14 protein-coding genes, 1 tRNA gene and 1 pseudogene are annotated in these 25,042 nt (G+C 48.9%); 9 read left to right on the top strand and 7 right to left on the bottom strand.

Features of this window, described 5'->3' with window-relative positions:
* Positions 1 to 97: 97 nt before the first annotated feature.
* From A3GK_RS11115 to A3GK_RS0100275, 4 genes and pseudogenes are all read right to left on the bottom strand, one after another.
* Positions 98 to 235: pseudogene (locus tag A3GK_RS11115) on the bottom strand (NAD-dependent epimerase/dehydratase family protein); the annotation flags it as partial.
* A 13-nt stretch (positions 236 to 248) separates the two neighbouring features.
* Positions 249 to 701 carry a hypothetical protein gene (locus A3GK_RS0100285; protein ID WP_018027525.1) on the bottom strand — a complete coding sequence of 151 codons (453 nt, stop codon included), beginning with the start codon at positions 699 to 701 and terminating at the stop codon, positions 249 to 251.
* A complete protein-coding gene (locus A3GK_RS0100280) occupies positions 698 to 1,954 on the bottom strand; it encodes an AAA family ATPase (RefSeq protein WP_018027524.1) in 1,257 nt (418 codons plus the stop codon). Before A3GK_RS0100280 ends, A3GK_RS0100285 begins: the two co-directional genes overlap by 4 nt.
* Positions 1,917 to 3,920 carry a nucleoside-diphosphate sugar epimerase/dehydratase gene (locus A3GK_RS0100275; protein ID WP_018027523.1) on the bottom strand — a complete coding sequence of 668 codons (2,004 nt, stop codon included), beginning with the start codon at positions 3,918 to 3,920 and terminating at the stop codon, positions 1,917 to 1,919. Before A3GK_RS0100275 ends, A3GK_RS0100280 begins: the two co-directional genes overlap by 38 nt.
* A gap of 689 nt (positions 3,921 to 4,609) precedes the next feature.
* Here A3GK_RS0100275 and A3GK_RS0100265 point away from each other — a divergent pair.
* The 4 genes from A3GK_RS0100265 to ccsA all read left to right on the top strand — a co-directional run bounded on the left by A3GK_RS0100265 (position 4,610) and on the right by ccsA (position 11,319).
* Positions 4,610 to 5,914, top strand: coding sequence for a hypothetical protein (locus A3GK_RS0100265; protein ID WP_026161603.1), 1,305 nt, complete (start codon positions 4,610 to 4,612; stop codon positions 5,912 to 5,914).
* 50 nt (positions 5,915 to 5,964) lie between these two features.
* Positions 5,965 to 7,140: an imelysin family protein gene (locus A3GK_RS0100260; protein WP_018027520.1), complete on the top strand. Its 1,176-nt coding sequence runs from the start codon at positions 5,965 to 5,967 to the stop codon at positions 7,138 to 7,140.
* A gap of 326 nt (positions 7,141 to 7,466) precedes the next feature.
* Positions 7,467 to 9,047 carry a di-heme oxidoredictase family protein gene (locus A3GK_RS0100255; RefSeq protein ID WP_040575659.1) on the top strand — a complete coding sequence of 527 codons (1,581 nt, stop codon included), beginning with the start codon at positions 7,467 to 7,469 and terminating at the stop codon, positions 9,045 to 9,047.
* Positions 9,048 to 9,087: 40 nt separating this feature from the next.
* On the top strand, positions 9,088 to 11,319 hold the full coding sequence (gene ccsA / locus A3GK_RS0100250) for a cytochrome c biogenesis protein CcsA (RefSeq protein ID WP_018027518.1): 2,232 nt from the start codon (positions 9,088 to 9,090) through the stop codon (positions 11,317 to 11,319).
* Positions 11,320 to 11,437: 118 nt separating this feature from the next.
* Here the strand turns inward: ccsA and A3GK_RS10915 are convergent, their stop codons facing one another.
* Together A3GK_RS10915 and A3GK_RS0100240 are read right to left on the bottom strand one after the other, a co-directional pair.
* Positions 11,438 to 12,517: a hypothetical protein gene (locus tag A3GK_RS10915; RefSeq protein WP_018027517.1), complete on the bottom strand. Its 1,080-nt coding sequence runs from the start codon at positions 12,515 to 12,517 to the stop codon at positions 11,438 to 11,440.
* 51 nt (positions 12,518 to 12,568) lie between these two features.
* Positions 12,569 to 14,920, bottom strand: coding sequence for a TonB-dependent receptor (locus A3GK_RS0100240; RefSeq protein ID WP_081605290.1), 2,352 nt, complete (start codon positions 14,918 to 14,920; stop codon positions 12,569 to 12,571).
* A gap of 546 nt (positions 14,921 to 15,466) precedes the next feature.
* On the opposite strand from A3GK_RS0100240, the gene A3GK_RS0100235 reads away from it, so the two are divergent.
* The 5 genes from A3GK_RS0100235 to sov all read left to right on the top strand — a co-directional run bounded on the left by A3GK_RS0100235 (position 15,467) and on the right by sov (position 23,978).
* Positions 15,467 to 16,483: a hypothetical protein gene (locus tag A3GK_RS0100235; RefSeq protein ID WP_018027515.1), complete on the top strand. Its 1,017-nt coding sequence runs from the start codon at positions 15,467 to 15,469 to the stop codon at positions 16,481 to 16,483.
* Positions 16,476 to 16,949 carry a Fic family protein gene (locus A3GK_RS0100230; RefSeq protein WP_018027514.1) on the top strand — a complete coding sequence of 158 codons (474 nt, stop codon included), beginning with the start codon at positions 16,476 to 16,478 and terminating at the stop codon, positions 16,947 to 16,949. Before A3GK_RS0100235 ends, A3GK_RS0100230 begins: the two co-directional genes overlap by 8 nt.
* Before the next feature lie 162 nt (positions 16,950 to 17,111).
* Positions 17,112 to 17,182 (top strand) — tRNA-Cys (locus A3GK_RS0100225).
* A 133-nt stretch (positions 17,183 to 17,315) separates the two neighbouring features.
* The gene (gene ruvA, locus A3GK_RS0100220; protein WP_018027513.1) at positions 17,316 to 17,924 is read left to right on the top strand and encodes a Holliday junction branch migration protein RuvA; all 609 of its coding nucleotides are present in this window, start codon (positions 17,316 to 17,318) and stop codon (positions 17,922 to 17,924) included.
* A gap of 15 nt (positions 17,925 to 17,939) precedes the next feature.
* Positions 17,940 to 23,978, top strand: a complete 6,039-nt coding sequence (gene sov / locus A3GK_RS0100215; RefSeq protein ID WP_018027512.1) for a T9SS outer membrane translocon Sov/SprA — start codon at positions 17,940 to 17,942, stop codon at positions 23,976 to 23,978.
* Here sov and mnmA read toward each other — a convergent pair.
* Positions 23,967 to 25,040 (bottom strand): tRNA 2-thiouridine(34) synthase MnmA, encoded by a 1,074-nt coding sequence (gene mnmA, locus A3GK_RS0100210; RefSeq protein ID WP_018027511.1) that lies wholly within the window; start codon positions 25,038 to 25,040, stop codon positions 23,967 to 23,969. The two genes, sov and mnmA, sit on opposite strands and share 12 nt — an antisense overlap.
* Positions 25,041 to 25,042 lie beyond the last annotated feature (2 nt).

The following is a 25,042-nucleotide window of genomic DNA, read 5'->3' as shown; positions in this document are numbered from 1 at the left end:
GTTCTTTGCAATGGTTTTGGATCTATTTGTGGTGTCGGCTGCCATATAAATGCGTCGGGAGCTTTATTGTAAGTTGCTCATTAATCATGGGGTACTAATCAATGAGTGGGAGGATATTCTCGGGTTTGCCGGTTGCGAAGTTGTCTAGGACACGGACGTGGTGGCCTTGGGTTAGGAAATGTTGGGCGAGGTTGGAGCCTATAAATCCGGCTCCTCCTGTGATTAGTATCTTCATATCTATTGTTGGTCTATATCTCTTCTTGATAGGGTGTATTCTTGCTTATTACTTCTAATCCTTTGTGTTTGCACTTCTTTACAAGATCTTTGAATTCATTGCTTCTTAGTGCGGGGGTTCGTGTCTTCTTCAGAACGATTCTTGCTTTTGTAGTGCAATTATCTAGGCAGTTATTTGCGTTGAGATCGTCAAATGTGGATGACACTTGTTGGTATGCCCGCTTTATGTCACTTCCTTTGAGCTCTATAAGGTAAAGTATTTTATCTTCGATAAGATACAATGCGTCATCCACGCATGGGCGGTTATCAAAGAACTCCTGCTTGTCTAAGTGGTGGTATTCATGGCACACCTTCAGCTGAGAGTTGATGGCGATGTATTGCTTCCCTTTCTCTTTGAAGGAAAACCTAGACTTCTTTTGCTCCCTTTTGTTGGTAGGAACAATATTTATCGGGTCCAGTATATTCATCGCTCCAGTTCTCTATCGACCAATTGATCCCAGACATCGCCGATCTCCTCTGATACGGAGTCTAGCTCCTTGATGTCTATCCCTAGTGATGGGTCACTGGAAAGAATGTTGGTAGCAGTGCCATTTTCGAGGAGATAGGCAGATACCTTATCCCTATCCATCATTAGCTCGATGGGTATCAAGTCGGTTACATCTATTCCTTTAGCATGCTGCAGATAGTAGGCATATATATAATTGCCTAGAAAAGCTAGAATATAGGGGCTGTGAGTAGTAATAGTCAGTGCGTTGTCCTTTATTGAGTTGATCGACTTTATTATCTCCTTAAAAAGTTCATTCTGAAGTTTCGGGAATAGATTGAGTTCTGGCTCCTCTATAAAAAAGCTTGTTCCCTTAACCTTGGTAAGGTTTTCAAAACGGCGCTTGAGGTCATCAATATGCTTCCCCTCTATCTCTAGGCTCCCGTCTTTTTTGACTTCAAAAGATTCAACTTTTCCCATCTCATCATTTCCCTCATACGACTTTACATATTGTATCACGTCCGAAAGGTTTTGCTGATCAAGGAGAGAGTAGTGCCTTTGAAATAGGGTGGGTCTGCTAAAGTACGATGTTAATGCCGTCAGTGGTACAGAGGCTTGAAGCCCACTAGCAACGTATGGTAGCAGTAACTTCTTACCATCTGCAAACTCTATGAAGTCGCTAGGGTCCTCCTTCGTGGAGTAATACTTCGCGCCAAAGGGGAGCAGTGGCAGAGGGTTGCCTATAGAGTAAGTAAGCCTAGCATTTTGCCATGCACTCAGAAAGCTCCTAAGGTTGGTATTGGGAAGTTTGATCTCAAACCAATTGGGTATGGCTGCCACCATACTTCTCTCAGAAGGTACGTATAGAGTTTTTAGTCTGCAAAAGGAGTCGAGATCTCTACGAAGCGTATAGGAGAATGCTGTTTCGCCTTTTGCATTATCAAACTGGAAAGTAAGAAAAGCACCCTGATACTCAATATAAGTATCGGGCTGTAGGTAGCCATTTAGATTATGGTACTCTATCAGTTGATTGATATATGTGGTCGCTGTACAGATCTCCTTTGGTCTTTCTTCATTAGAGACGATCAACTCCTTTTCGAGCCACTGTGCATTACAAATCACCTTGGCAAGCGTTGACTTCCCCGTTCCTGAGTTGCCAATAAAGATATTGTACTTCTTTATCGGAAGTGCAATATCCTTAATCGGACCAAAGTTGCGTATTGTGATGTGTGACATGGTCTAAATATTTTACTTTTTTGTTGAGGGGAGCGTAGGGGGAGTTGGGGGCGGGGGTGTACTCTGGGATGAGGGAGAGGAGCTGTCGGATACAGGCGTCGATCTCAATTTTGCGAGCGTGGTCGCGTAGCGCCTCGTAGGTATCGTAGAGGTCGGCATAGTTGTGCTCCCGCACCTTGGCGATATGTATCTTGGGGATATTGGTGGGGATGGTGTTTTCACCATCGGCTAGCTTCTCCTCGTAGAGCTTTTCGCCTGGTCGTAGGCCGGTAAATTGGATGTCGATATCGCTGTAGGGCTCCATGCCGGCCAGACGAATCATATTCTCAGCTAGGTCTACAATCTTATGGGGTTCGCCCATATCAAAGACAAAGATGGTGGTCCCCTTAGCCACTGATGATGCCTCCAGTATCAGTGAGCAGGCCTCGTGGATACTCATAAAGAAGCGGTTGATATTGGGGTCGGTGACGGTTATCGGTCCGCCCTTAGCTATTTGGTCGCGGAATAGGGGGATCACCGAGCCTTGCGAACCGAGGACGTTGCCAAATCGGGTAGTGATAAAGGTGGTCTTTCCAGTCACCTTACCCTCTTCTACCGCTTTTCCGAGGGCTTGGACGTAGATCTCCGCAGCTCGCTTGGTGGCACCTAGCACATTGGTAGGGTTGACCGCCTTATCGGTAGAGACCATCACCATTCGCTCCACCTCGTACTTGAGGCAGAAGTCGGCAATATTCTTAGAGCCTTGCACATTCACTAGCACCCCCTCGCAGGGGTTCTCCTCTAGGAGGGGTACATGCTTGTAGGCGGCGGCGTGGAGCACAATATTGGGTCGGTACTTTGCAAATAGGGCGTCTAGTCTATTCTGGCTACGGATGTCCCCGAGGATCGGCACGAAGTCAAGGTTGGGGTACCACTCCTTGAGCTTTAGTCTCACATTGTGGAGTGGGGTCTCGGCGATATCGAGTAGTAGGAGTTGCTTGATCGGTAGCTGAGCTATCTGCATCACCAGCTCCGACCCGATACTTCCGGCGGCACCGGTGACCATCACCACCTTGTCGCGGTACATCTCCTTTACCTTTTCGGGCTCGTGGTGGATCACCTCCCGCTTGAGGAGGTCCTCCATCTCTATCTTCTGTACGCTATCACGAGCAATGTCGGTAGGCGAGGTTTCGCTGATCTCGGGGGCTAATAAGCTCTTCACGCCGAGAGAGGCGAGTTGGTAAATAAGGGTCTCTCGCTCTTTGAGGAGATCGCTACGGTCTGTGAAGATAACCGCATCGAGATTGAGCTCCTGTGCCAATTGCTTGAGTTGCTCCTCATCCTTGAGATGGTAGATATTATAATTGGAGACGGTTGCACCGCCCTTGACACTCCCTCTATTACAAAAACCTACCACCTTGTACTTGGGGCTCTCCTCCAGCTGCAAAGCTAGATCGCTACTGGCGTTGCTCACACCATAGAGGAGTACCCGCTCGCGTTGGTGATTGGTTGTGGAGACGCCCCAGAAAGCACGTGCTGCCAATACTGCTACCGATCGGTAGAGCACGAATAGCACGAAGAAGGTACCAAAGTAGGTGATGGCGATCATCAGGAGCATCTTACCACCGTAGCCCAATGGAATCCAGTAGTTGCCAGCAAGGAGTATCCCATAGAATAGCAGGGTATTCAGGAAAAACATCACCAGCAGTCGGCGCCCAATGGAGAAGTATTGGTACCTGAGAAGGGGTCGGTAGGTACCTAGTAGGTAGGAAGAGAGAAGGGTGGCGACGAGACCAGCTATTGCTATCGTAGCCAACATCTGTGGCGTAAAAGTCACTAGCCCTGTGACGGTGTAAAAAGCAAGTAGCGACGCTACTGCCGCTACAACGCCCACCACCATATCTACCAAAAGTATCAGATACCGACTGAGGGTTGGAGTCTTACGCTCCTTGTGTCGTGTGGAGGCTTCTATGTTGTTTTTAGTCATGATTACTGCCTAATTCTTTTATCCTTTTAGTAATATGAAATACTACTATTTCACGCTGTGAGCACTTGCAAATGTACCCTAAATATTTGATATTTGCTATGATTTGCATTAAGCTTTATTTGGACAGCTGTAGACAGGTCTGGAATGTGAAAAACACTGTTTTTTGGGGGTGGCTTATCGGACAAGTCGGACAGGTCAGACGGGTCGGACAAGTCGGAAAAACCGCTTTTATATCTTGCTATAAATCAGGGGGTTAGAAGGGCAAAAACTGAGATGCAACTAAGCAATTGCTTAGTTGCATCTCGGCAATTGCTTAGTTGCAACTCGCCGATTGCTTAGTTGCATCTCCACTTTTGCTCTGCTACGGGAGGGGCTTATCGGACGGGTCGAACGCCTCTGCCGGGTGGAGTAAGATGCCTTATCGGATAGGTCGGGCTTGCTCCTTTGTATCACAAGATGTAGGTATATTATTTTTGATATTATTTCCTTAATAATACAAAAGTGCTTGTTGTTCAGCTTGGAGTTGAGGGCGAAACTAATAGGGAAGTAGTGAGGTGGTAAGCGTCATGTTTGCCTTTACGGAGAGTTGGGAAAAGATTTTAAAAAGGCCTAAAAAATCATATCAATTAGGTATTGACAATGGGTACCCATCTCCATAACTTTGCATCAAAAATAACAATATAGATATGATGATAAGAAAGGTTTTATTCAAGACATCGTTACTCTTCGTGCTTTCTGTGAGTTCGCTAAGCTTTGCCAATGCACAATGTTGCAAGACGGATAGTGTAAAGCCAGCACGAAGTCGTCTAACGCTAGGAGGTTATGGAGAGGCCGTAGCAAGTCGCTACTTTTACTCTGATAATGTGAATCGGTACAGCAAGGCGGATCGCTACAAAGATGTGCCTAGCCGAGGTGCTGTAGATTTGCCTCATGTGGTACTGATGCTAGGCTATGACTTTGGACACGGCTGGTCGCTCAATACCGAGCTGGAGATAGAGCATGGCGGGGTAGAGAGTGCCATGGAGATCGAGGATGAGGAATTTGGCGAGTGGGAGAAGGAGATAGAGCGTGGAGGTGAGGTAGCCCTGGAGCAATTCTGGCTACAGAAGTCATTTAACCCCCACTTTAATATCCGATTGGGTCACGATATTGTACCTGTAGGCTATACTAATGCGCACCACCTGCCCAATGAGTTTTTCACGGTGTACCGACCAGAAGGTGAAAACCAGATACTGCCTTGTACGTGGCACCAAACGGGTATTTCGCTTTGGGGCAAGTGGCGTTTTATGCGCTATCAAGCGATGCTACTACCTGGGCTCAATTCGCTACTTTTCAGTAAGGATCAATGGATTAAGAATGGCTCTGCAAGTGCCTTTGAATTCACTCCCTCCAATAAATACGCTGTAGCTCTACGCCTCGATTTTTATCCCATTAAAGGACTACGTATCGGTCTGAGCGGGTATTATGGAGAGTCGTTTAATAACACACTTCAGAGCGATGAGCGAGGCAAATATCAGGGCGTGCGTGGTGCTGTAACCATCGGCTCTGCCGACTTTAGCTACAATGGCTATGGATTCCGTGCGATGGGTAGCTTTGATTATGGTCACCTAGGCGATGCCGGTATCATTTCGCAGCACAATCGCGCGCAGAGTGCATCATCGCCCTACAAGCGTACACTCGTGGGGGATCGGGCACATGCAGCCTCGATACAGGCCGGTTATGACCTCTTGTATCTATTCCCCTCTAAGCGAGATGGGCGTCAAAAGCTTTATCTCTTTGGTGCCTACGAAAATTATGATGCCTACCATCCAGTCAAGGGCAATAGCGATTACACTTGGACTGATAGACAGCGAATTGCGGCAGGATTCAATTACTACCCAATGAAGGAGCTGATGATCAAGGGCGAGTACAGCATTAGACTCTTGAAGAAGGAGTTTAATAATGAACCTAGCATATCACTTGGCGTGGCTTACTCGGGATTTTTCTTGAAGTAGCATAACCTCTTTATTCAGAAAACAAAATAATAAAATAAAAATATACAGCGATGAACAAGTTATTTTCTTATGCCTTAGTGGCATCAATCGGATTGCTCTTTATTGCACCCCTATCATCTTGTAATCATAGTGAGGTAACCATATCCGATGATGAGCAACGCGACAAAGCCTATCAAGAGATTGCCGAGACTTTCGTCAATAAGACGGTAGTCCCTACCTATACTAAGATGGCCATAAAAGCTGCTGACTTAGTAGAGGACTTACGGACTTATAGAAAGGACCCCACCCAGGAGCACCTCAATAAGGCGTGTGATGATTTTATCACCTCTCGTAGTTGGTGGGAGCGCAGCGAGGCATTTCTCTTCGGGGCAGCAAGTGATTTTGGTATCGACCCACATATCGACTCTTGGCCTCTTGACCTACCAGCTCTGCAAAAATATCTAGACAAAGCAGCAAATATCAAGGAGCTAGATGGAGAGGACTCCGACATAGTAGCAAGGACTAAGCTTGGTCAGGAGCTTCTCGGTTTTCACGGAGTAGAGTATATCCTCTTTGAGAAAGGCAAGCCTCGCACTGCTGGCTCTATATCTGAAGAGCACCTGATATATGCCATTGCCGTAGCTGGTGACTTGCGTAATAGCTGCTGGCAATTGCTAACCGCGTGGGCTGGTGAGGAGCATGCCTCTAAGCTCAATAAGGAGCTAGTGAAGCATATCCTGGAAGATGTGGAGCTACAAGTGCTAGTAGGTGGCCAGTTCTCCTATGGAGAGAATATGGTTAAGGCCGGACAGCCAGGTTCGATATACCGCTCTTGGATCAATGCTATGGAGGCCATTGTCTCTGGATGTAATGATATTTGCGATGAAGTAGGTACTTCTAAGATTGGTTCGGCGCACACTGGTGAGGATATATCCTATATTGAGTCGCCTTACAGCCAAAGGTCTATCCATGACTTTTATGACAATATCACCTCCGTAGAGAATGTCTACCTTGGTGGTATCGAGGGAAATCGTGGGGCTTCACTCCATCAGTATATGCAAACGCATAATAAGGAAATGGATGCTAAGGTGATCAAGGCGATAAACGATGCCAAGAAAGCTATTATAAGCATGAAGGCTCCTTTCGTTCTCAACTATAAGGATGCAGGATGTAAGACCGCTATGGATGCCTGCAAGGCACTCGATGAAACGCTTAGCGAACTCAAGCAAGAGCTGGCTAAGAAGTAGTATTGCTCTCTATGTGGTACCTCTTTTGAGACTGTTGCACGAAGGCGATCTGCTTCGTTGCTTTCGGAATTCGGCCTAGGTCACGTACGTGAGTACGCTCCCTTCGGCCTCACCCTCAGCGCCTTGCATATCATCCTTCGTGCAAAGTCTCGGCACATTTGGAACAAATGTGCGAGAATGGCACTTCGTGCAACATTCTCTTTTTATACCAGTGAGGTGCCAGCAGAATCTCATTGAGTGCCCTGGGAGAATAAGCAATTGTTCCCTGGGCACTCAATGAGCACTATTAAAATGAAACAACAAACCTACATATATCAATGAATCAAATGAGGTACAACACAAAAGCCCTATTCCTGTCTGCAGCAGGGATACTATTGGGATTACTCTCCACATCATGCCAGAAGGACCCTGGCTGTGACCCGAAAGGAGAGGAAGAACTAGCCGATGAGTGGTATGCTGGCGGACGATTGGGCACCACCTTTAATTCCACTGCTAGTGCATACGAAGACCCTACACCAGCCATCGAGGAAGCTGGGCTTGAGTTTCAATTCAAAATGGGCGAATTCTTTTTTGAGCGCCCCTTTAATTCAAGTCAACGGCCTTTCAATGGTCGAGGGCCACTCTACTCACGCCCTTCTTGCGAAACCTGCCATATTGGCTATGGTCACGGATGGCGTATCACCAAGTTCGACCCTAAGGAGTGGGGTAATTCTACGGAGCTGGAGATCTGTAATGCCGATGGCGACTTGCTCTCCTTCTTCAGCCCAAAATTCCAAGGTATGCCCCCATTCAAGTCTTATCTAGACCCCTCTAAGGTGGAAATTAATTGGCTGGAGTACACTGACGACTGGGGCAATACCTTCCCCGATGGTGAGAAGTATAGCCTCATCTATCCTGAAGTGAAAATACCTGAGGATGCTTACTATGTCAAGCCTTCGCACCATGGGAAGCCTGTCGCTGTAGAGGATATTATGATTCGGCTCAAGAATGCGATTCCTTTCTTTGGCAACGGCCTGATAGAGGCTATTTCTGACGAAGATCTCCTCGCCCAGTGGCAGCATGAGGCACAGTTTACGGAGCTGGACCCAAGCAGGTTTGCCAATGGCCAATGGACTGCTATTGACTCCATCACCATGCGTCCATTTAGGTTCGGACACTTTTTGGAGCTGAGCACCTTTACCTTTGATACCCAGCACTGGGCCAACTTCAATGTTACTCGCCCCGGCCTTACTTCGGTCAATGTAACGAAGGAATACGCCCTCACTGCGAGCAAAGACCCTGAGGTGCAGGCAGAGTTCTACCGCTATTACCCTGAATGGAATAAGACGGGTGACCCTGAAAAAGATATCTACAATTACTTTATGAGCAATGATCACCCCGAAGAGATGCAGCTAGAGGACTATGTCAATTACATGACGTGGCTGCGAGGCCTCGCTGTACCGGCTGCCCGACACATGGATGATCCAGTGGTGCAAAGAGGGAAGAAGCTCTTCACGGAGATTGGGTGTGCTACCTGCCATAGACCTTCGTGGACAACGGGTGAGGACCTACTTACCTACCCAGGCGAACCAAACTACACCCCCAACGACCCACGAATGCCACACTATCCACACCAGACCATCTGGCCATATACCGACTTGGTATCGCACCGTCTCTATATGAAAAACGATGTACGTAAAGGCTGGATCCGCACTCCTCCGCTTTGGGGTAAAGGGCTAATGAGGATATGTACTGGCCATGATGATCGGCTCTACGATGCTCGTGCCCGCAATGTGATTGAGGCCATTATGTGGCATGGATGCTCACGCGAGGGAGGTGTCTCTCAGGCTCGTTGGACCACTGAGAAGTTTAGGGAGCTGAAGCGAGAAGACCGTGAGGCAATTGTGAAGTTTATTGAGGCGATTTAACCCTCCCTAATTTATTACTTTTATTACTACATCGGATCTAATGAAGAGACGATTGACTATTATTTCTTTTGGGCTATTGATCTTGACCATTGTGGTCTTGATCATAGCCACTTTTATTGAAAAGGTAGAGGGAGCAGCCTTTGCCCATCAGTACATTTATGGGTCGTGGTATTTTGTTGGCCTCTGGTTGCTACTTGCCATCTCAGCATTGGCGCTACTACTGAGATACCATCGAAAGGGTTGCCACATGGGAGCTCTGCTCCTTCACATCGCTTTTGGCGTAATCCTACTGGGCTCCGGGCTCACTTATTTCTTTTCCCAAAGGGGCGACCTTTACCTCTATAAGGGAGAAGCCGCTAGCTCCTTTACCACTAAGGAGGGGAAGAGTGTGAAGCTCCCCTTTACCGTAAATTTGGAATCGTTTGAAATACTCTATTATACCGGTACACAGTCGCCTATGGACTTTGTGAGCTTGCTCCGCTTTGATTATGGTGGGGCAGAACGGGTCTCAATGAATCACATTGGACATCATCGGCAGTACCGTTTTTACCAAAGTGGCTATGATGAGGACCAAAAAGGGGTGCGGCTCAGCGTTGTCTATGACCCCTGGGGCATTGCTTTTACCTACTGTGGCTATGGGCTGCTCTTAGTGGCCATGATCCTAGTCTTGATAGATCCGAAGGGCGAATTCCGTCGGACGCTAAGGCAACTATCTCATGCACGAAAGGTGGTGCCGATGCTGCTCCTTCCTCTCCTATTGCTCTGTACTTCGCAGAGTGCTTATGCATCTAGTGACCGTGCCCTTCCAGGCGTGATGCCACCGACACAAGCGGAGCAGTTCGGTCAATTATATGTTTACCACAATGGGCGTATCTGCCCCATGCAATCGTTCGCTCGTGATCTTGTGACCAAGCTGTATGGCAAACCCTCTTACAAAGGCCTCACTGCCGAGCAGGTACTCACTGGGTGGCTACTCTATCCTTCCGATTGGATTGAGGTGCCTATGATTCGAGTGAAGGGCGCTCCGATGCGCTCCCTTTTGGGTACGGAGAAGAGGTATGTCAGCTGGCAAGATTTCTTTGATGAAGCAGGGGAAATGAAGCTATCTAAAGCACTCGAAGCACTCAATACAGGTCATCTACCCGAGTCTGAGGCAAGAGACGTGCTGGCACTCTACGAAAAGTACAATATTGTCGGCTCTCTACTCTCAGGGCAAGCGATAAAGATGTTTCCAATACCAGAGGGAGGAAGCATCCGATGGATGGCACAGGCCGACCGTTTGCCCACCGACCTCCCTGAGGAGGAATGGCTCTTTATCCGTCGCTCCACAGATTATCTCACCGAGCTTACCCGCACCCACAATTATGATGGACTCACTAAGACCTTAGAGAAGATACGTCTTTACCAGCAAAAGAAAGCGGGTGAGCTATTACCCTCTGAGGGTCGCTTCCAGAGTGAAAGGCTCTACAACCAACTATCCCACACGCTACCACTGGCGATTACCTTGATATTGCTAGGGGTTTTCTATTACATCCTTATATTGAGCAACCGTCTGAGGGAGCAAAATGCATTTCGGTTGCTGAAAAGGATAGGTCAGTCACTTATCGGCTTAGCAGCTCTATACTTGATAGTTTGCAGTACACTGAGAGGGGTATCAGCCGGACATATCCCTCTAAGTAATGGATTTGAGACGATGCAGTTCTTGGCACTCACTATCCTGCTTATAGCCTTTTTCCTCAGTTGGCACTCCGACCTCTTCCTCTCTTTTGGAATGCTATCCAGTGGCCTGGCACTTATGGTCTCTGTGATGGGGGAGAGCAATCCGCAGATGACCCCACTAATGCCAGTGCTCAGCTCTCCGCTCCTGAGTATCCATGTGATCGTGATGATGCTCTCCTACACTCTCTTCTGCTTCCTTTTCTTTAATGGGATTACAGGACTGGTGCTACTGAGGAAGGGAAAGCCCACCGAGCAACTGACTCAGCTCAGTCGCTTGCTACTCTATCCCGCACTCTTCTTGCTCACCGCCGGTATATTTATCGGAGCGGTATGGGCCAATATCTCGTGGGGTAGATACTGGGGGTGGGACCCCAAAGAGACCTGGGCACTCATCACGATGCTGGTCTATGCCTTACCATTACACCAAGGTGTCCTCAAAGCTTTCAGAAAGGAGAGATTCCTACACGCCTATCTAATAGTAGCGTTTATGACCATCCTGATGACCTACTTTGGCGTTAATTTTATCTTGGGTGGCCTCCACGGCTATGCCTAGCCCACACTTCACCCCCTCCCCACTAGAGTATATTGGAAGCCCGAAATAGAGCGAATAAATAAGTGCCCCCCTTTTCTAAAAGGAGGGCACTTACCATTATAAGCTATTATACCTCAATTTAGAGGTTAGAAGATACGTGTAGTGTGCTACCAGATAGCTGTCCTAGGATATCTACTACCGCTTGATCTAGTGTGCAGCCCCACGCCTTGGCATAACGACGTACATAGTCTCTTTGCTCATCAGTCTTGAGGTCGGCAAAGGTCTTCATACTATCATCCATGAGGTACTCCATACGGCTACTGAATACCACGAAGTGTATCTTCGTATCTAGATCCCATACATCCACTTGGAGCTGGGCTGTAGATGGCTTGTTGTAAGGTGATGGAGTTTCGGTCTTTGAGAAGGTCTTTTTAGGATCCTTCTTATTGGTAAGGGAGTGCATCAGTTTCACTTGGATATCACAAGAATAGGTCACGGGAATAACCCCTTCTTCAACCGGCTTAAATGGATTAAATTGAAGGATACCCTTAAAGCCACGTGGATCCTTGATGAATTTAGCCTCATCGTCAGATGCTAGCTTGTCGTGTGGGTCAGTATCCATATACCAGTACTTAAAGAGGTCAGTTACGCCATTTTCATCCTTTGGAAGGTTGGTCATCAGCTCCTCTTTATCAGTTGCATCCCAAGTTTTGATAGAGTTATTTACTGGGATAAAGAAGTGCTGGTGAATATGCTCTTGCCCATTAGTTACAAATTGATGGGTGATGTCTTCTCCTTTAGCATTATAGTACTTGATTACTAGGGAGTAGAAATTGCCGCCATTGCCTGGCTTTGAAAGGCTCTCTCCATAGTCAAGACCGGTACGTACATAGAAGGCCTTTGGGCTATCCTCTGCTGGCCCCCACTCTAGTGTTGGTCTCCCATTGCCATCCTTCCCCTTTTTCAGCTTATAGGTAATCTTCTGGAAGGTTTTGAAGTACTTAACTTGGTCTGACACCCCATTGCCGTGCCAAGTTGAAGGGCCGTGCGTGTGGCACTCTTGTAGGATAAACTCTGCAGTAGTAGGATCCTCATGAAGCTTTTTGAGCTTTTGGTCTTCAGGCTCTGGAACCTGATTGACAATCCCATTCTTGCATCCAGTAGCCATCATAGCTACCATCATAGCCACCATCACGGTGAATAAGCTTTTTAATTTCATAAAATTGTTGTCTATAAAAATGGTTATTGTGTTGAAAAATAGTTGTTGTGATCAGAATGTCCACATTAGGCGTAGCTTCACACTTCTACCTAGATTGTGGAAGTAGTATCTGAAGCGATTGGTGTAGTCTTTATACTCTGCGTTGGTGAGGTTTTCAATACTCACCTCCCCCTCTAGGCTTTTCCCGAAAGTGACAGGGGCTTTTGCCTTTAATGAGAGGTCGAAGAGTGTATAGGCTGGTGGGGTGAAGTCCACTAGGTCTAGCTCTGGGCTAAAGAGCGTTTGCTTTGCGACATAGGTCATCTCGAAGTTGCCTGATAGCTCTATAGAGGTGCCGGGAATGGTATACTCCGACTCTATCCAGTGACGCCACCTGAATGGGGCGATATTAGGGACATGTAGCATATTCTTTAGGTGTCCCACCGTGATGCCTGTTTGGAGCCCGTATGCAAGTAGTTTTCCTATGATATTGGCATTGGCTTTGAAGTCTGCACCGCAGAAGAAGGCGTTTTCTTGCCAGAAATCAAACACGGGGTACTCTCCTGCTTGAGTCTGAAAGAATGTGCCACGTTTAGTGGCCTGATAGATATATCCATTGACGTACTGTAGAAATCCTTCAATAGAGCAGGCAAGCTTGTCCCCACTGTACTCTATGGAATTGACCCACTTATAGCCAATCTCTGGGGTTAGGTTGCGGTCGCCTCGGGAGAATACTCCTGCTGCTTTATCTACTCCGAGGGAAAAGCGTTCGTACACGTGTGGTGGACGCTGGAGGATAGAGAAACTACTAATGACCGAAAGCTTGTCGGTAGGAGTATAGCCTACGCCTATTTGCCCTCCTAGTAGAGTGCGGTGATCGGCATCTGAGAAGTATTCACTTGCTAAGTCGTAGCCAGCTACTCCGATTGTATAATCTTCATACCTAAAACCCCAATCCATGTAGAAGTGCTCCCATACTTTTTTCTGCCAAGCAAATAGACTGAACGTATAGGCCTTATAGTTTGGAATCATTGGTTGCACACCGGTATCTTCGGGATTGTCATTGGTGGAGATTTGAATCTCCGCCCCCACTTCAGCTTCCGTACCTAGTAGGTTGTAGTGGTTCCAGGTTAGGAGCCCATCAAGTGTAGAGAGTCGCATGCTGTACTCTGGCACGTAGGATCGGTAATTGCGTCGATTGTGGTAATCCTTGTGTATATCTAGCTGGTAGGATAGATTGAGCCGAAGTACTTGCTCGGTGGTAAGATCGTAGCGAGTGCGCGAGTTGATAAGGTGATGCCACACTTTGGAGTAGGGGTATTGGATTTTCCTTGTGAATGGGTAGATAAGCTCTGGTTTCCCTATTTTCAGTCTCTGTTCAAAGAGATCACGACTTCCTATTTGCCAAGCAAACATGCTGGCTTCATGAGAGTGAAAAAAGGAGTAGTACAATTCGGAGGCGAATCGACTTCCACGCCTATAGCCCAATTGCGCAGTGGTACTCCATTGCCTACTACCCGTATTATTGAGTAGGTAGTGGGCAGTAGACTTATCGCCGTAGTTTTGATAAGAGGCGGCTATATTCCAAGCCCAATGATTATTGTGTGAGCCATTGATCCCGATGAGGCCAACCAGCCCACGCCCATTGGTGATATATGAGGTGGCAATCTTTCCCCCAATGCCCTTTTGTTGATATTCAAGCAATGGAGGGTCTATTTCTACTACACCACCTAGGGCTCCCGAACCATGCTTTACCACCTCTGCCCCCTTGAGTACTCGGACATTTTGCGCCATACTAAAGTCGATCTCTGGTGCCATATCGATGCCCCAGCCTTGACCTACGTGGCGTATGCCATTATTAACAATCATCACCCGATTACTGTGCATGCCGTGAATGACTGGTTTGCTCGCATTGGGACCCGTCGATAGCATAGATACTCCTTTTACTTTGGAGATGGCTTCAGCAAGCGAGCTCCCTAGATTACTAGAAATATCCCGGCTACTGAGTGTTTCTGCTACTGTAACACTCTTTGTAGTGGCTTTACTTTTTACCACTACTTCATTGAGCGAAAAGTTGGATGCATAGAGGGAGATATAGAGTGGGTGACCACTAGATGCCTCTTTCGTAGCATTCCTGATCTCAACGGCTTCATACGCAATGTGAGAGAACTTAAGGGTCGCACTGTGGGGCACCAATACGGTGATTTTTCCGCCCCTTGCAGTGACTCCTGTTTCACGGTCGTTGATTGATACAACCACTCCATCTATTGGTTCTTGCGTAATGGCATCACGCACGATGCAAGAGATGGATACTCCCTTGCTCTGCTCCTGTGCAAAAATGTCTGTCTTGGAAAATGTAAGCGATAATAACATCACTATACACTTACAGATGGCAAGACAACAAGGCTGATGACTCCTCATCATAAACTAGGATTAATGATTAAACTTGCAACTGGGTTGCAAAGGTAGCTAATGTTTTTTAGTTAGGCCATAAAAATGGGCAGCTAATCAGGGCTTACGCATTAGAATAGCCTTGTGAGTGGCTTTTATCGGGGTGTCTATGGATAAGGAGACTGTTACACGGTGTGAATAATTAACATCCACGGACAAATCCATCCCACAAATAAGGGTGCAGATGGTCTTTGAATAACAGCCTAAAAAAGCAACAGCTAAGTGACCAAAAGTTTAGTTGCAACTAAGCATTTGCTTTGTTGCATCTCGGCAATTGCTTAGTTGCAACTCGCCGATCGCTTAGTTGCAACTCAGTTTTCGCTTTTATATGGTTTTGAATATCAGCTTGTTATAAATTGGATTTTTGGGTCACTCCTTTCTCCTATTTTATAGGGTCATTAACTTATGCATTTACTCCTAATGCGTAACCCCTGCAGTACAAAAATCCAATGGCTGTCTGGTTGGAAAATAATATGTAAATTGCACTAGTAATTTGAAACTACGTAATCGTGAAGTGATATGAAAGATTTGACCATCTCAAACATAGAACGGCAGAATGTACTTAACAATCGTTTTGCGGTCAGTAAGGTACAAGAGCATCTTGATATAGAAGGAATGCTCTTTGAGGGCGAATACCGCTTTACAAAAAAAATGGTTGCCGACTTTTATCAAGTTGACACATCTACAATAGATCGTTACCTGCAATCAAATTCTGATGAATTGAAGCATAACGGATATATTTTATGTAAGGGTAAACAACTGAAAGAGTTTAAGTTAGAATTTGCTCACCTTATTAATGAGGCGAGCAAAACAACACAACTTGGACTGTTTAATTTCCGCTCTTTCTTGAATATGGGTATGCTACTTACAGAGAGTGAAAAAGCCAAGAAAGTCCGTAGCCTCATCTTGGATTTTGTGATTACCACTATCAATGAAAAGACAGGTGGAGGAACAAAATATATCAACCGCAGGGATGTGCATTACCTTCCTGCCGCAATTACAGAGGAAAACTATCGTAAAAATCTCACTTCTGCCATCAAACAATACGTGGAGGGACATCCCACATACAAATATTCTCAAATTACAGATTTCATTTACAAGGCTGTATTCAAGGAGAATGCTAAGGAATACCGGGAAGTGTTGAAGTTGGATTCCAAAGACAATGTTCGACACACGCTGTATTCAGAGGTTTTATTGGTTATTTCTTCTTTTGAAAACGGTGTGGGTGCAGTTATCAATGAACGATTCAAGGAAAACGGTGGCAGAAAACTTACTATTGACGAAGTGAAGCGTATTGTAAACGAACTTGCCGAACATCCCATGCAGAAACCTTATCTGAATGATGCCAGAACAAAAATGGCTTCAAGGGATTTTAGTTTCCGGGATGCGTATCATGGTAACATTGCAGACTATCTACAAGCTGTTACTCCTGAAGAGTTTGAACGATTCATCGGTGACCAGTCTATTGATTTTGACCAAATTTTAGCGGACAATAAAGATGTACTGAAACGCTTAAAACAGGCAGAGGATGAGTAAGGAAATTATTTACATAGATTACGATGAAACTCTAAGCATCTATAGCAAAATGATTGATGCCAGTGATGGTGGCTTTGAAGGAGTGCGTGATGAAGGCGGTATTCGTGCTATATTGGATTTTGTGCAAAACGATTTATACTATCCTACCTTTGCCGACAAACTGACCTATTTGATGTATAGATTTTGTTCCGGGCACTTCTTCAATGATGGGAACAAGCGTATTGCACTGAGTTTGGGTGCGTACTTCTTACATAAAAATAATTACTATTGGCACGCTTGTATCTGTATGCGTACATTGGAATCTATCATTTATCACGTGGCAGCATCGAACATCGACCAAGATTTGCTGCTACGCATCGTCAATAGCTTTCTAACCAGTAAAGATTATGACGAAGAGCTGAAAATAGATATTGCCAATGCCATGAGCAAAGGTGAGTTAGGAATACAAGGCGAAGATTACGAATAACTGAATATAATTATGGCGAATGTACTTGAAATCATAAAACGTAGATTTAAATTACTAGTGTAATTTACTTATTATTTTCCAACCAGACAGCCATTGGGGTCTTGTGGACTTTTTTTGTCAGTGTCAATATTTTTGGTATCTTTGCCAATGCTTAAGGCAAATGGTTCGTTGGCCGAGTGGTTAGGCAACGGTCTGCAAAACCGTGTACGGCGGTTCAAATCCGCCACGAACCTCTATAGTTTTTTCATAATAATTTAAGGTTTAAGTAGGTACCTTAAGTCGAGAGACTTGAGGTATTTTTTTGTATCTTTGGGGAATATGAGAGGTGGCACTTTTCTTTGCCACTAGTAATTAAGATAGAACGACATGATAGAATACTTGAGAGGGAAGGTGGTAGAGCGTACCCCCACGGCTGCGATAATAGAGGTGGGCGGAGGAATAGGCTATTTACTCGCTATCTCCCTCAATACCTACAATAAGATACGCGAGGGAGAGGAGGCGAAGCTCTTGGTGCATGAGGTGCTGAGGGAGGATACCCACGACCTTTATGGCTTTTGTGAGGAGGCGGAGCGGAAGCTCTTTCGTCTGCTGATTACGGTGAATGGCGTTGGTCCTGCCACGGCTCGTCTGGCTCTCTCCAGCTTTACCCCAAGTGAGCTCACCCGACTGATTAAGGAGGGAAATGAGGCGGGGTTGAAGTCGATCAAGGGGGTAGGGGTTCGTACCGCTCAGCGAATTATTGTGGAGCTGAAGGATAAGATCGAAGCGGAGATGGGCACCTTCAATATCGGTATTGATAGTAGTAAGGACCCACTTGCCACGGAGCACCAGGCTATGTACGAGGAGGCGGAGAAGGCGTTTATTGCCCTCGGCTATCCTGCTGCAGCTGCCCGTAAGGTGGTGGCAAAGCTGGCAAAGTCCGATCCCAATATGAGTATTAATGATATGATCCGCAAGGGTCTGCAGATGCTATAGCGTGTGTGGAGAGCGATGCGACGGTGCTACGTGGCATTGACCCTTGTACTACTCTTCTGGGGTAGTGGAAGGGCGCAATCTCTCCAGACCGATTCGGTGGGGTATCTCCCGGCGACGGGCTACTACCTCCTCTATAGCCGAGATAGCTTGGGGGCGTGGCAATTGCGGGAGCTACTCACCTCCGAGGAGTATTTCCGTGCGAAGGCACTACAGCAAACGGGTGAAGTCTTTTATGAAAAGGGGAAGCCTCCACTTCCCAAGCCCCTTCCCCAGCGTCCTAAGCTGGGATTAAAAGCCAATGGCTATCTCTCCCTCAATCTAAGTCATACCACTACTGAGGAGGATAATCCTCTGCTACCAGTGGGGCTACGTAAGCGAAGCCATTTCACCATTCTTCCAGAGATGAATATTCACCTCAAGGCCAACTACTCCGAGCGATTGCAGCTCGACCTTAGCTACACTACCGAGCCAGTGATGGCGGATCGCCGAAGTAGAGTGCGGCTGAGGTATGAGGGTGAAAACTACGACTTTGTGCAGCGACTACAGGCGGGCAATGTGCGAATGGAGAGTCACAATCCGTTGATTGATACCGGCGGGGAGCTCTTTGGCGTACGGGCGGACTTGCTGATGGGCCCTTTCTCGCTTCAGGTGGTGGCCAGTCGGCAGTATGCCGAGGAGCGTAAGATTGTGGTGCAGGGCGGACGACAATTGATCCAGACGGAGCTCAAGGGGAGTGACTACGACTTTGCTCAGCACTTCTTTCTCTCGGAGTTCTTTGCCGCCCAATATAGCGACGCACTCAAGCACTTGCCCCTTGTGGAGAGTGACCTCTACATAGACCGAGTGGAGGTGTGGGTCACCACCCCACGTCAGATGGATAATCGGAGCCGTTCGGAACCGATTACTGCCTTCAAAGGGGCTTCGACTGCTCAACAACTCCCTAGTAGCAACCTTTTTGAGGCAAGTGGTATCGAGATCACTTCTGCCCGAAAGCTTCCGCCATCGGCCTATACCCTCCACCCGACACTCGGATTTATCTCTCTTCAAAGTCGGCTCGGAGATGGGCAGATACTGGCGGTTGCCTACAGCTATCATTATAAAGGAAAGCGGTACCAGGTGGGGGACTTGGTGACTGCGGAGGGGGGTAGTCGGCGTGTAGCACTGCTTTCAGAGCAAGATCGCTCTCCTCACTCACCGCTTTGGGGGTTGATGATGAAGAATGGCTACTCTCTCTCGGGGGCAAGGCCAGATATCCAGAATGACGAACTACAGGTGTCGCTAGTTTTTAAGGACGAGGAGGCGGGGGTAGATAAACCGATTGTGGAGAGAGGAGCGGATAGTGGTCGCTCGTGGCTCGACCTATTTGCCTGGGACCGAGCCGATAGCTCTGGTCGGGGTGGGGCACCCGATGGGCTCTTTGACCTGATTGATGGGGTCACTTATCTCAAGGCGACTGGCACCCTCTTTCTACCTCAAAGGTATCCTTTTGTAGAGATACCTCGGGATGGCTACCCTACCTTTCAAGTACTTTATACCAAGAGCCAACGTGAGGCAAAGGAGGCTCAGGAGCTAGACCTCTTTAGAATTCAAGCGGAAGTGACGGGGAGCCAGACGCAGTCGGTGTCGCTAGGTCATCAGAAGATTGAGCCAGGGAGTGTGCGGGTAGAGGCGAGTGGTCGACAGCTCTCCGAGGGGGTGGAGTATGTGATTGACTACCTTTCGGGGAGGCTTACGCTGACCACCAATACCACGGAGACGATCGAGATTACGGTGAAGGAGCGAGAGCAGCAGCGACGCAAGGAGAAGTCTCTGGTGGGTGCGGAACTGAATTGGACGCCCTCACCGCGCCTCAATGTCGGCGGTACGTTGCTCGCCTATTGGGAGGATAGCCGACGGAATAGGATACGATGGGGTGAGGAGGTGCTACGCAACCATATGTGGGGGGTGCATGCTAGCTACCATTGGGAGAGCCCATCGGTAATTGAGTGGTTCAATGAGTGGAGTGGACTAGAGGTACGCGAGCCGCTGAAGCTCTCTCTGCAGGCCTCTTATGCGGAGTTGCTTTCCGATTATAATCGTTCGCGCAGTGGCAGTGATAAGATCGTAGTGGAGGACTTTGAGGAGGGCAATAGATACATTGAGCTCGCCTATCCGCAGGGGTGGTCTCTAGGGCATTTGGAGCGACCTGAGAGCCGTGCCCAACTGGCGTGGTTCAAGGTGGATGCTCTTCTGGTACGGGATGGTGCACCGCACCAACCAACACACTTAATGAAAGACCAAAGCCAGCGTCGCCACCCTTTGGTTCGAGAGGTGCCCCTCGAGGAGTTCTTTCCGCAGCGTGACCGTTCGCCCATCGGGCTACAGACGCTCTCCACCCTCAACCTCTCCTTCTATCCCTCCGAGCGGGGTCCCTACAACCCTCAGGCCCCCACTGCACCGCAGGAAATGTGGGGCAGTATCAGCTATCCCCTTTCGACCAATGACCTAGAGAATCGGCGCTACAGTTACATTGAGCTCTGGATGCTTGACCCCTTTACCCTTGATCCCGATGCCCCCGATGGGATGCTCTACCTGGATCTTGGGCGAATGAAGGAGGAGATTCTCCCCGACGAAGGTATCTACTACGAGGGAAGTGAGGCGAAGCAAGAGACGGAGTGGGGGCGGAAGGCACTCACCCCGCCACAGCTCTACGGCTTTGATACTACGGGAAAGGTACCGATCAATCAGCAAGATGTGGGGCTGGATGGACTGACCTCGGAGGAGGAGCGGAGCCACCCTCGCTATCAATTGTTTCGTGATGAAAAGGACCCCGCAAAGGACGACTATCGCTTCTTCTTGGGCGATGAATGGGACGAGGTGGAGGCCTCTATCTTGGAGCGTTATCGCTATATCAATGGTATGGAGGGCAATTCCACCCCTCGCATCATTCAAGGGGTGGAGAGTGCCCGGACGTGGGACCCCGATACCGAGGACCTCAATAGGGATATGATTCAGGAGCAGGAGGAGGGCTATCTGAGGTATGAGCTACCGATCACTCGTCAGGGACTGAGTGGTGAGCAGATTGTGGGGGAGAAGCGACTGAGCGAGCGAGAGCGGTGGGTGAAGCTACGGGTGCCTTTGCACTCCCCTTCAGAACAGATTGGGCAGCGAGTGTCGCTACAAGATGTGCGGACACTTCGGTTGTCGCTCACTCGTTTTAGCAAAGAGGCACAGCTCCGACTAGCACAGTTTAGGATCGTCTCTACCTCGTGGAGTAAGTTTCAGAGCAGCATCGAGCCGAGTGATATGCGTAGTGCCGAGATGCAGGTGAGTACCCTTTCGCTAGAGGAGGATAGCCAAAGGGCACCAATCCCTTACCTCTCTCCGCCCGAAGTGGAGCGAGATGAGGTGGCAAGTGACTGGGCAGTGCGTGCCGAGGATGAGCAGGCTTTGGCGATGAAGATAGCGTATCTAGCACCTGGCCAGCCGGTGGCTATCTACAAGGAGCAATCGCTCGACCTTCGCCACTATCAGCAGTTGGAGCTCTGGAGTCACTTGGAGTCGGAGCAGATGATTGCAAGGGGTGAGTTGGAGCTTTTTATTAGGGTGGGGCACGACTTTACTCGCAATTATTATGAGTACCGCCTGCCACTTGAGGCAACTCCCATCGGCGATTATTCGGCACTCGGTGAGGAATTGATAAGGTCCGAGGTGTGGCGACCCAATAACCTCGTCCAAATCTCCTTGGCTGATCTGACCGAGCTCAAGCACCAGCGACAGTTGGCAGGAGGCGAGGACCACATCCCCTTTGTGCAGCCCGACCCTGCCCATCGTGGGGCTACCATGGTGGTGAAGGGGCAGCCCACACTGGGTGAGGTGACGGCCGTACTGATTGGGGTGCGGAATAAAAGTGACCGCCGACTCTCTGCGGAGGTGTGGGTCAATGAGATGGCGGTGAAAGGAGCAAGGGCTGTGGGCGGAAAGGCAGCCCAAGGGGCGATGCAATTGCAGTTGGGAGAGCTAGCATCGCTTCATCTGGATGGGCAGTATCGGACCGCTGGCTTTGGTGCTATCACCTCGGATAGTCGCAAGTACGAGCTACAGGATATGCACTCCTTCCTCCTTCGCACCGAGCTAGAGCTGGGTATGCTACTGCCCAAGCGGTGGCAACTGAGGTTCCCTATTCGTTACTCTCTAGAGCGACAGAAGTCTACTCCCTTCTACGATCCCTTTGATAGCGACCTCCGCAATGAAGGTGGCATCGGTGCCACCTTTAGGCAACAGGAGAGCCTAGAACTCGCCGATATGCGTTGGCTCAATTCTGCTGATAAGAGGCGTCCGTGGAGCCTCTCCAATTGGCTATTCAGCTACCGCCTACATCGCCAAAAGGGGTATGCCCCCGACCTACTTGAGGAGCGAGAGCGTAGCTCCGAGAGCGAAGTGACCTACCAATTCGATACCTCGCAAGGCAGTTATATCCGCCTCAATAGTCTCTGGAATCGCTACTTCAAGTACCAGCAGTTCCCCTCCGACTACTCGGCCCTCACCACCCTTCGTAGTCGTTGGGACTGGGTCAGGGGGTTGCAAATCAAGCAGAGCTACAAGGGGCTCACCCTCTCCCTACAAAGCACCACGATGGCACTCATCCACGAACCATTTGAGGCACGCCACCGCGAGAGTCAAGCGAGCCAATTTGAGTGGATGACGCGGGAGATACTACGAGACCTTACCGCGCTCGGCAGCACGGAGCATTACTTCGGCCAGTTGGAGCTCGCCTACCGCCTACCGCCGATGTCGGCTCATTGGCTCCAGCCACTCACGGGGCAAGCGACATGGCGAAGCAATTATCAGTGGCAACTAGGGGCAAGGAGCGCTCAGTACCAGCAGGGCAACAGATCTGAGAATGGCACTTACCTCGACCTCTTGCTCCAGTATCACTTCAGCACGCTACCGATCAAAGTACTACAAGACTTCTCTCTGCACCTCCGCCGAACCACAGGTACTAGTTTGCCTGGGTTGCTCGCCGATGGGGGTAAGGTGATGGGGCTTGGCTTTGTCAACCGACAGCTGATGCCAGGATTCGCCTTCCGACTCGGTATGGACCACCCACTCTCCACCTTTGAAAAGATGCAGGAGCAGAGCCTCATTACCCAGAAGGGAGGCAGTCGCCAGCCTCTAACCACCTTTTGGCGAAATGAAATGGAGGCACGGCTGAGGTTCGAGCCTCTGAAGGGACTCGAACTCACCTTTACCTACGAAAACAACCGGCACCACCACACCTCGGTGACCCCTTACCAAACCGAAGGGGCCAAGATAGAGCGGGGCAACCTACGCTATAGCACCATCGCACGACTGCAGAAGCACCCCGAGGTAGAGCACTTTGCCCAGCAGTCGAGCCTCCTTTACCTTGAGCGTGAGGGGCTACCAAGCCTTTTGGCAACTCTGCCCAATTGGCAAGTGTCGCTCAATATCTCTCAGTGGCACTCGTGGCTAAAGGAGCATATCCCCACCCTCAAGCTGACCCATCAGTATCGGGCTTATGTGGAGGTGCCTACCTACTACATCACTGCCGAGCAGAATGACCTCCAAAGCCTAGTGGTGAGTGAGGAGCTGAGCCCGCTCATCGGGCTAGAAGTGAAGAGCCAGCTCGGCATCTCGCTAGAGGAAAGGTACAATCAGCGCCACTCCCAAACCCTCCAAACCACCGCCAAGCGGATACTCGACCAGACCGACCATGAACTCTATAGTCGGCTAGGCTATTACGTCACCTTCGCACCCCTCTTCACCAGTAAGATCAGCCTACTTAGGAGCGAGCGACAGAGCCTTCGCCTACAGCTCCACCACACCTATACCTATAGTCTTCTCCGGAATATCCAACAACAGGAGAGCGACCTTGCCCTACAAGGCATGAAAGCCCATACTCTGCAATTTTCAGCAGAGTATGGGCTTTCTGATGCCATTAGCGTTAGGGCGTTTGTGGAGCGTCAGCAACGCCGACCGCTCGTCTCCAATTATAGCTTCCCCTTCAAGCGAACCACCTACGGACTACTCTTCCGGCTGCAACTAAAGCCTTAGCCCACGGGCAATCACTCCCGAGCCGTAGCAGAGTTGCTGTGAACGGTCGTAGATAGTACAAAACTGCCCTGGGGCAATCCCTTGAATCAATTCAGTAGAGTGCAGAGTGTAGATTCCCTCAGCGTCCCGCTTCAGTTGTCCCACGGTAAAGTCGGGCGTGTGGCGTACCTTGAAGGTCACCTCTAGCTCCTCCCCCTCCATCGGGTCGAGCGTAATCCAGTGCATCTCCGGCATCTCCACCACATTGCCATACTGCGTCTCGGGGTCGTAGCCGCGGCTTACATAGAGCCTATTTTGCTCAATATCCTTACGGATCACAAACCACGGGCCACCCGATAATCCGAGCCCCTTCCGCTGACCGATGGTGTGGAACCAATAGCCCCGATGCTCACCGACCACTTTGCCTGTTTCCAGCTCAATGATTTCGCCCTTCTGAGTACCGAGATAGCGCTCCAAGAATTGATTATAATCTACCTTACCGAGGAAGCAAATCCCTTGGCTATCCTTTCGCTGTGCCGTGACTAAGTGCTCCATTGAAGCGATCCTCCGCACCTCACTCTTCGGCAACTCCCCAAGGGGAAAATAGGCCTTCAGTAGCTGAGGATAGGTGATCTGAGCGAGGAAATCGGTCTGGTCTTTCACTGGGTCTACCGCCGTGGCGAGGAACTCCTTATCGCCCACCACCTTTTTACTCGCATAGTGACCCGTTGCGATCTGATCGTAATCCCGCCCCGCATACTCATTGAAGTAGCCAAACTTGATGATCCGATTGCAGAGCATATCGGGGTGAGGGGTACGTCCCTCCCGCACCGTATCAATGATGTATTGCACCACATAGTCCCAGTACTCACGATGCAGATTGATCACCTCCAGAGGGCGACCGTAGTGCTTGGCGAGCCACTTCACCATCTCCATATCCTCCTCGCTAGGGCAGTCCTCATAGCCTGCCTCATTAGCTCCGATATAGATATAAAAGAGGTCGGGCGCCTCGCCACGCTCCATCATCAGATGGAGTGCCACGGAGCTATCCACACCGCCCGAGAGCAATAGTGCACGTCGCATAG

Origin of the sequence: Porphyromonas somerae DSM 23386 (genome assembly GCF_000372405.1) — a bacterium.
GTDB classification, from domain to species: Bacteria; Bacteroidota; Bacteroidia; order Bacteroidales; family Porphyromonadaceae; genus Porphyromonas_A; species Porphyromonas_A somerae.
Note: the sequence above shows the minus strand (reverse complement) of the source record. Positions and strands in the feature narration are given on the sequence as shown.

Excerpts from the sequence above, each read along its gene's own strand:
- A3GK_RS0100285 (WP_018027525.1), bottom strand. The coding sequence starts at position 701 with ATGAATATACTGGACCCGATAAATATTGTTCCTACCAACAAAAGGGAG.
- A3GK_RS0100280 (WP_018027524.1), bottom strand. The coding sequence starts at position 1,954 with ATGTCACACATCACAATACGCAACTTTGGTCCGATTAAGGATATTGCA.
- A3GK_RS0100275 (WP_018027523.1), bottom strand. The coding sequence starts at position 3,920 with ATGACTAAAAACAACATAGAAGCCTCCACACGACACAAGGAGCGTAAG.
- A3GK_RS0100265 (WP_026161603.1), top strand. The coding sequence starts at position 4,610 with ATGATAAGAAAGGTTTTATTCAAGACATCGTTACTCTTCGTGCTTTCT.
- A3GK_RS0100260 (WP_018027520.1), top strand. The coding sequence starts at position 5,965 with ATGAACAAGTTATTTTCTTATGCCTTAGTGGCATCAATCGGATTGCTC.
- A3GK_RS0100255 (WP_040575659.1), top strand. The coding sequence starts at position 7,467 with ATGAGGTACAACACAAAAGCCCTATTCCTGTCTGCAGCAGGGATACTA.
- ccsA (WP_018027518.1), top strand. The coding sequence starts at position 9,088 with ATGAAGAGACGATTGACTATTATTTCTTTTGGGCTATTGATCTTGACC.
- A3GK_RS10915 (WP_018027517.1), bottom strand. The coding sequence starts at position 12,517 with ATGAAATTAAAAAGCTTATTCACCGTGATGGTGGCTATGATGGTAGCT.
- A3GK_RS0100240 (WP_081605290.1), bottom strand. The coding sequence starts at position 14,920 with ATGATGAGGAGTCATCAGCCTTGTTGTCTTGCCATCTGTAAGTGTATA.
- A3GK_RS0100235 (WP_018027515.1), top strand. The coding sequence starts at position 15,467 with ATGAAAGATTTGACCATCTCAAACATAGAACGGCAGAATGTACTTAAC.
- A3GK_RS0100230 (WP_018027514.1), top strand. The coding sequence starts at position 16,476 with ATGAGTAAGGAAATTATTTACATAGATTACGATGAAACTCTAAGCATC.
- ruvA (WP_018027513.1), top strand. The coding sequence starts at position 17,316 with ATGATAGAATACTTGAGAGGGAAGGTGGTAGAGCGTACCCCCACGGCT.
- sov (WP_018027512.1), top strand. The coding sequence starts at position 17,940 with ATGCGACGGTGCTACGTGGCATTGACCCTTGTACTACTCTTCTGGGGT.
- mnmA (WP_018027511.1), bottom strand. The coding sequence starts at position 25,040 with ATGCGACGTGCACTATTGCTCTCGGGCGGTGTGGATAGCTCCGTGGCA.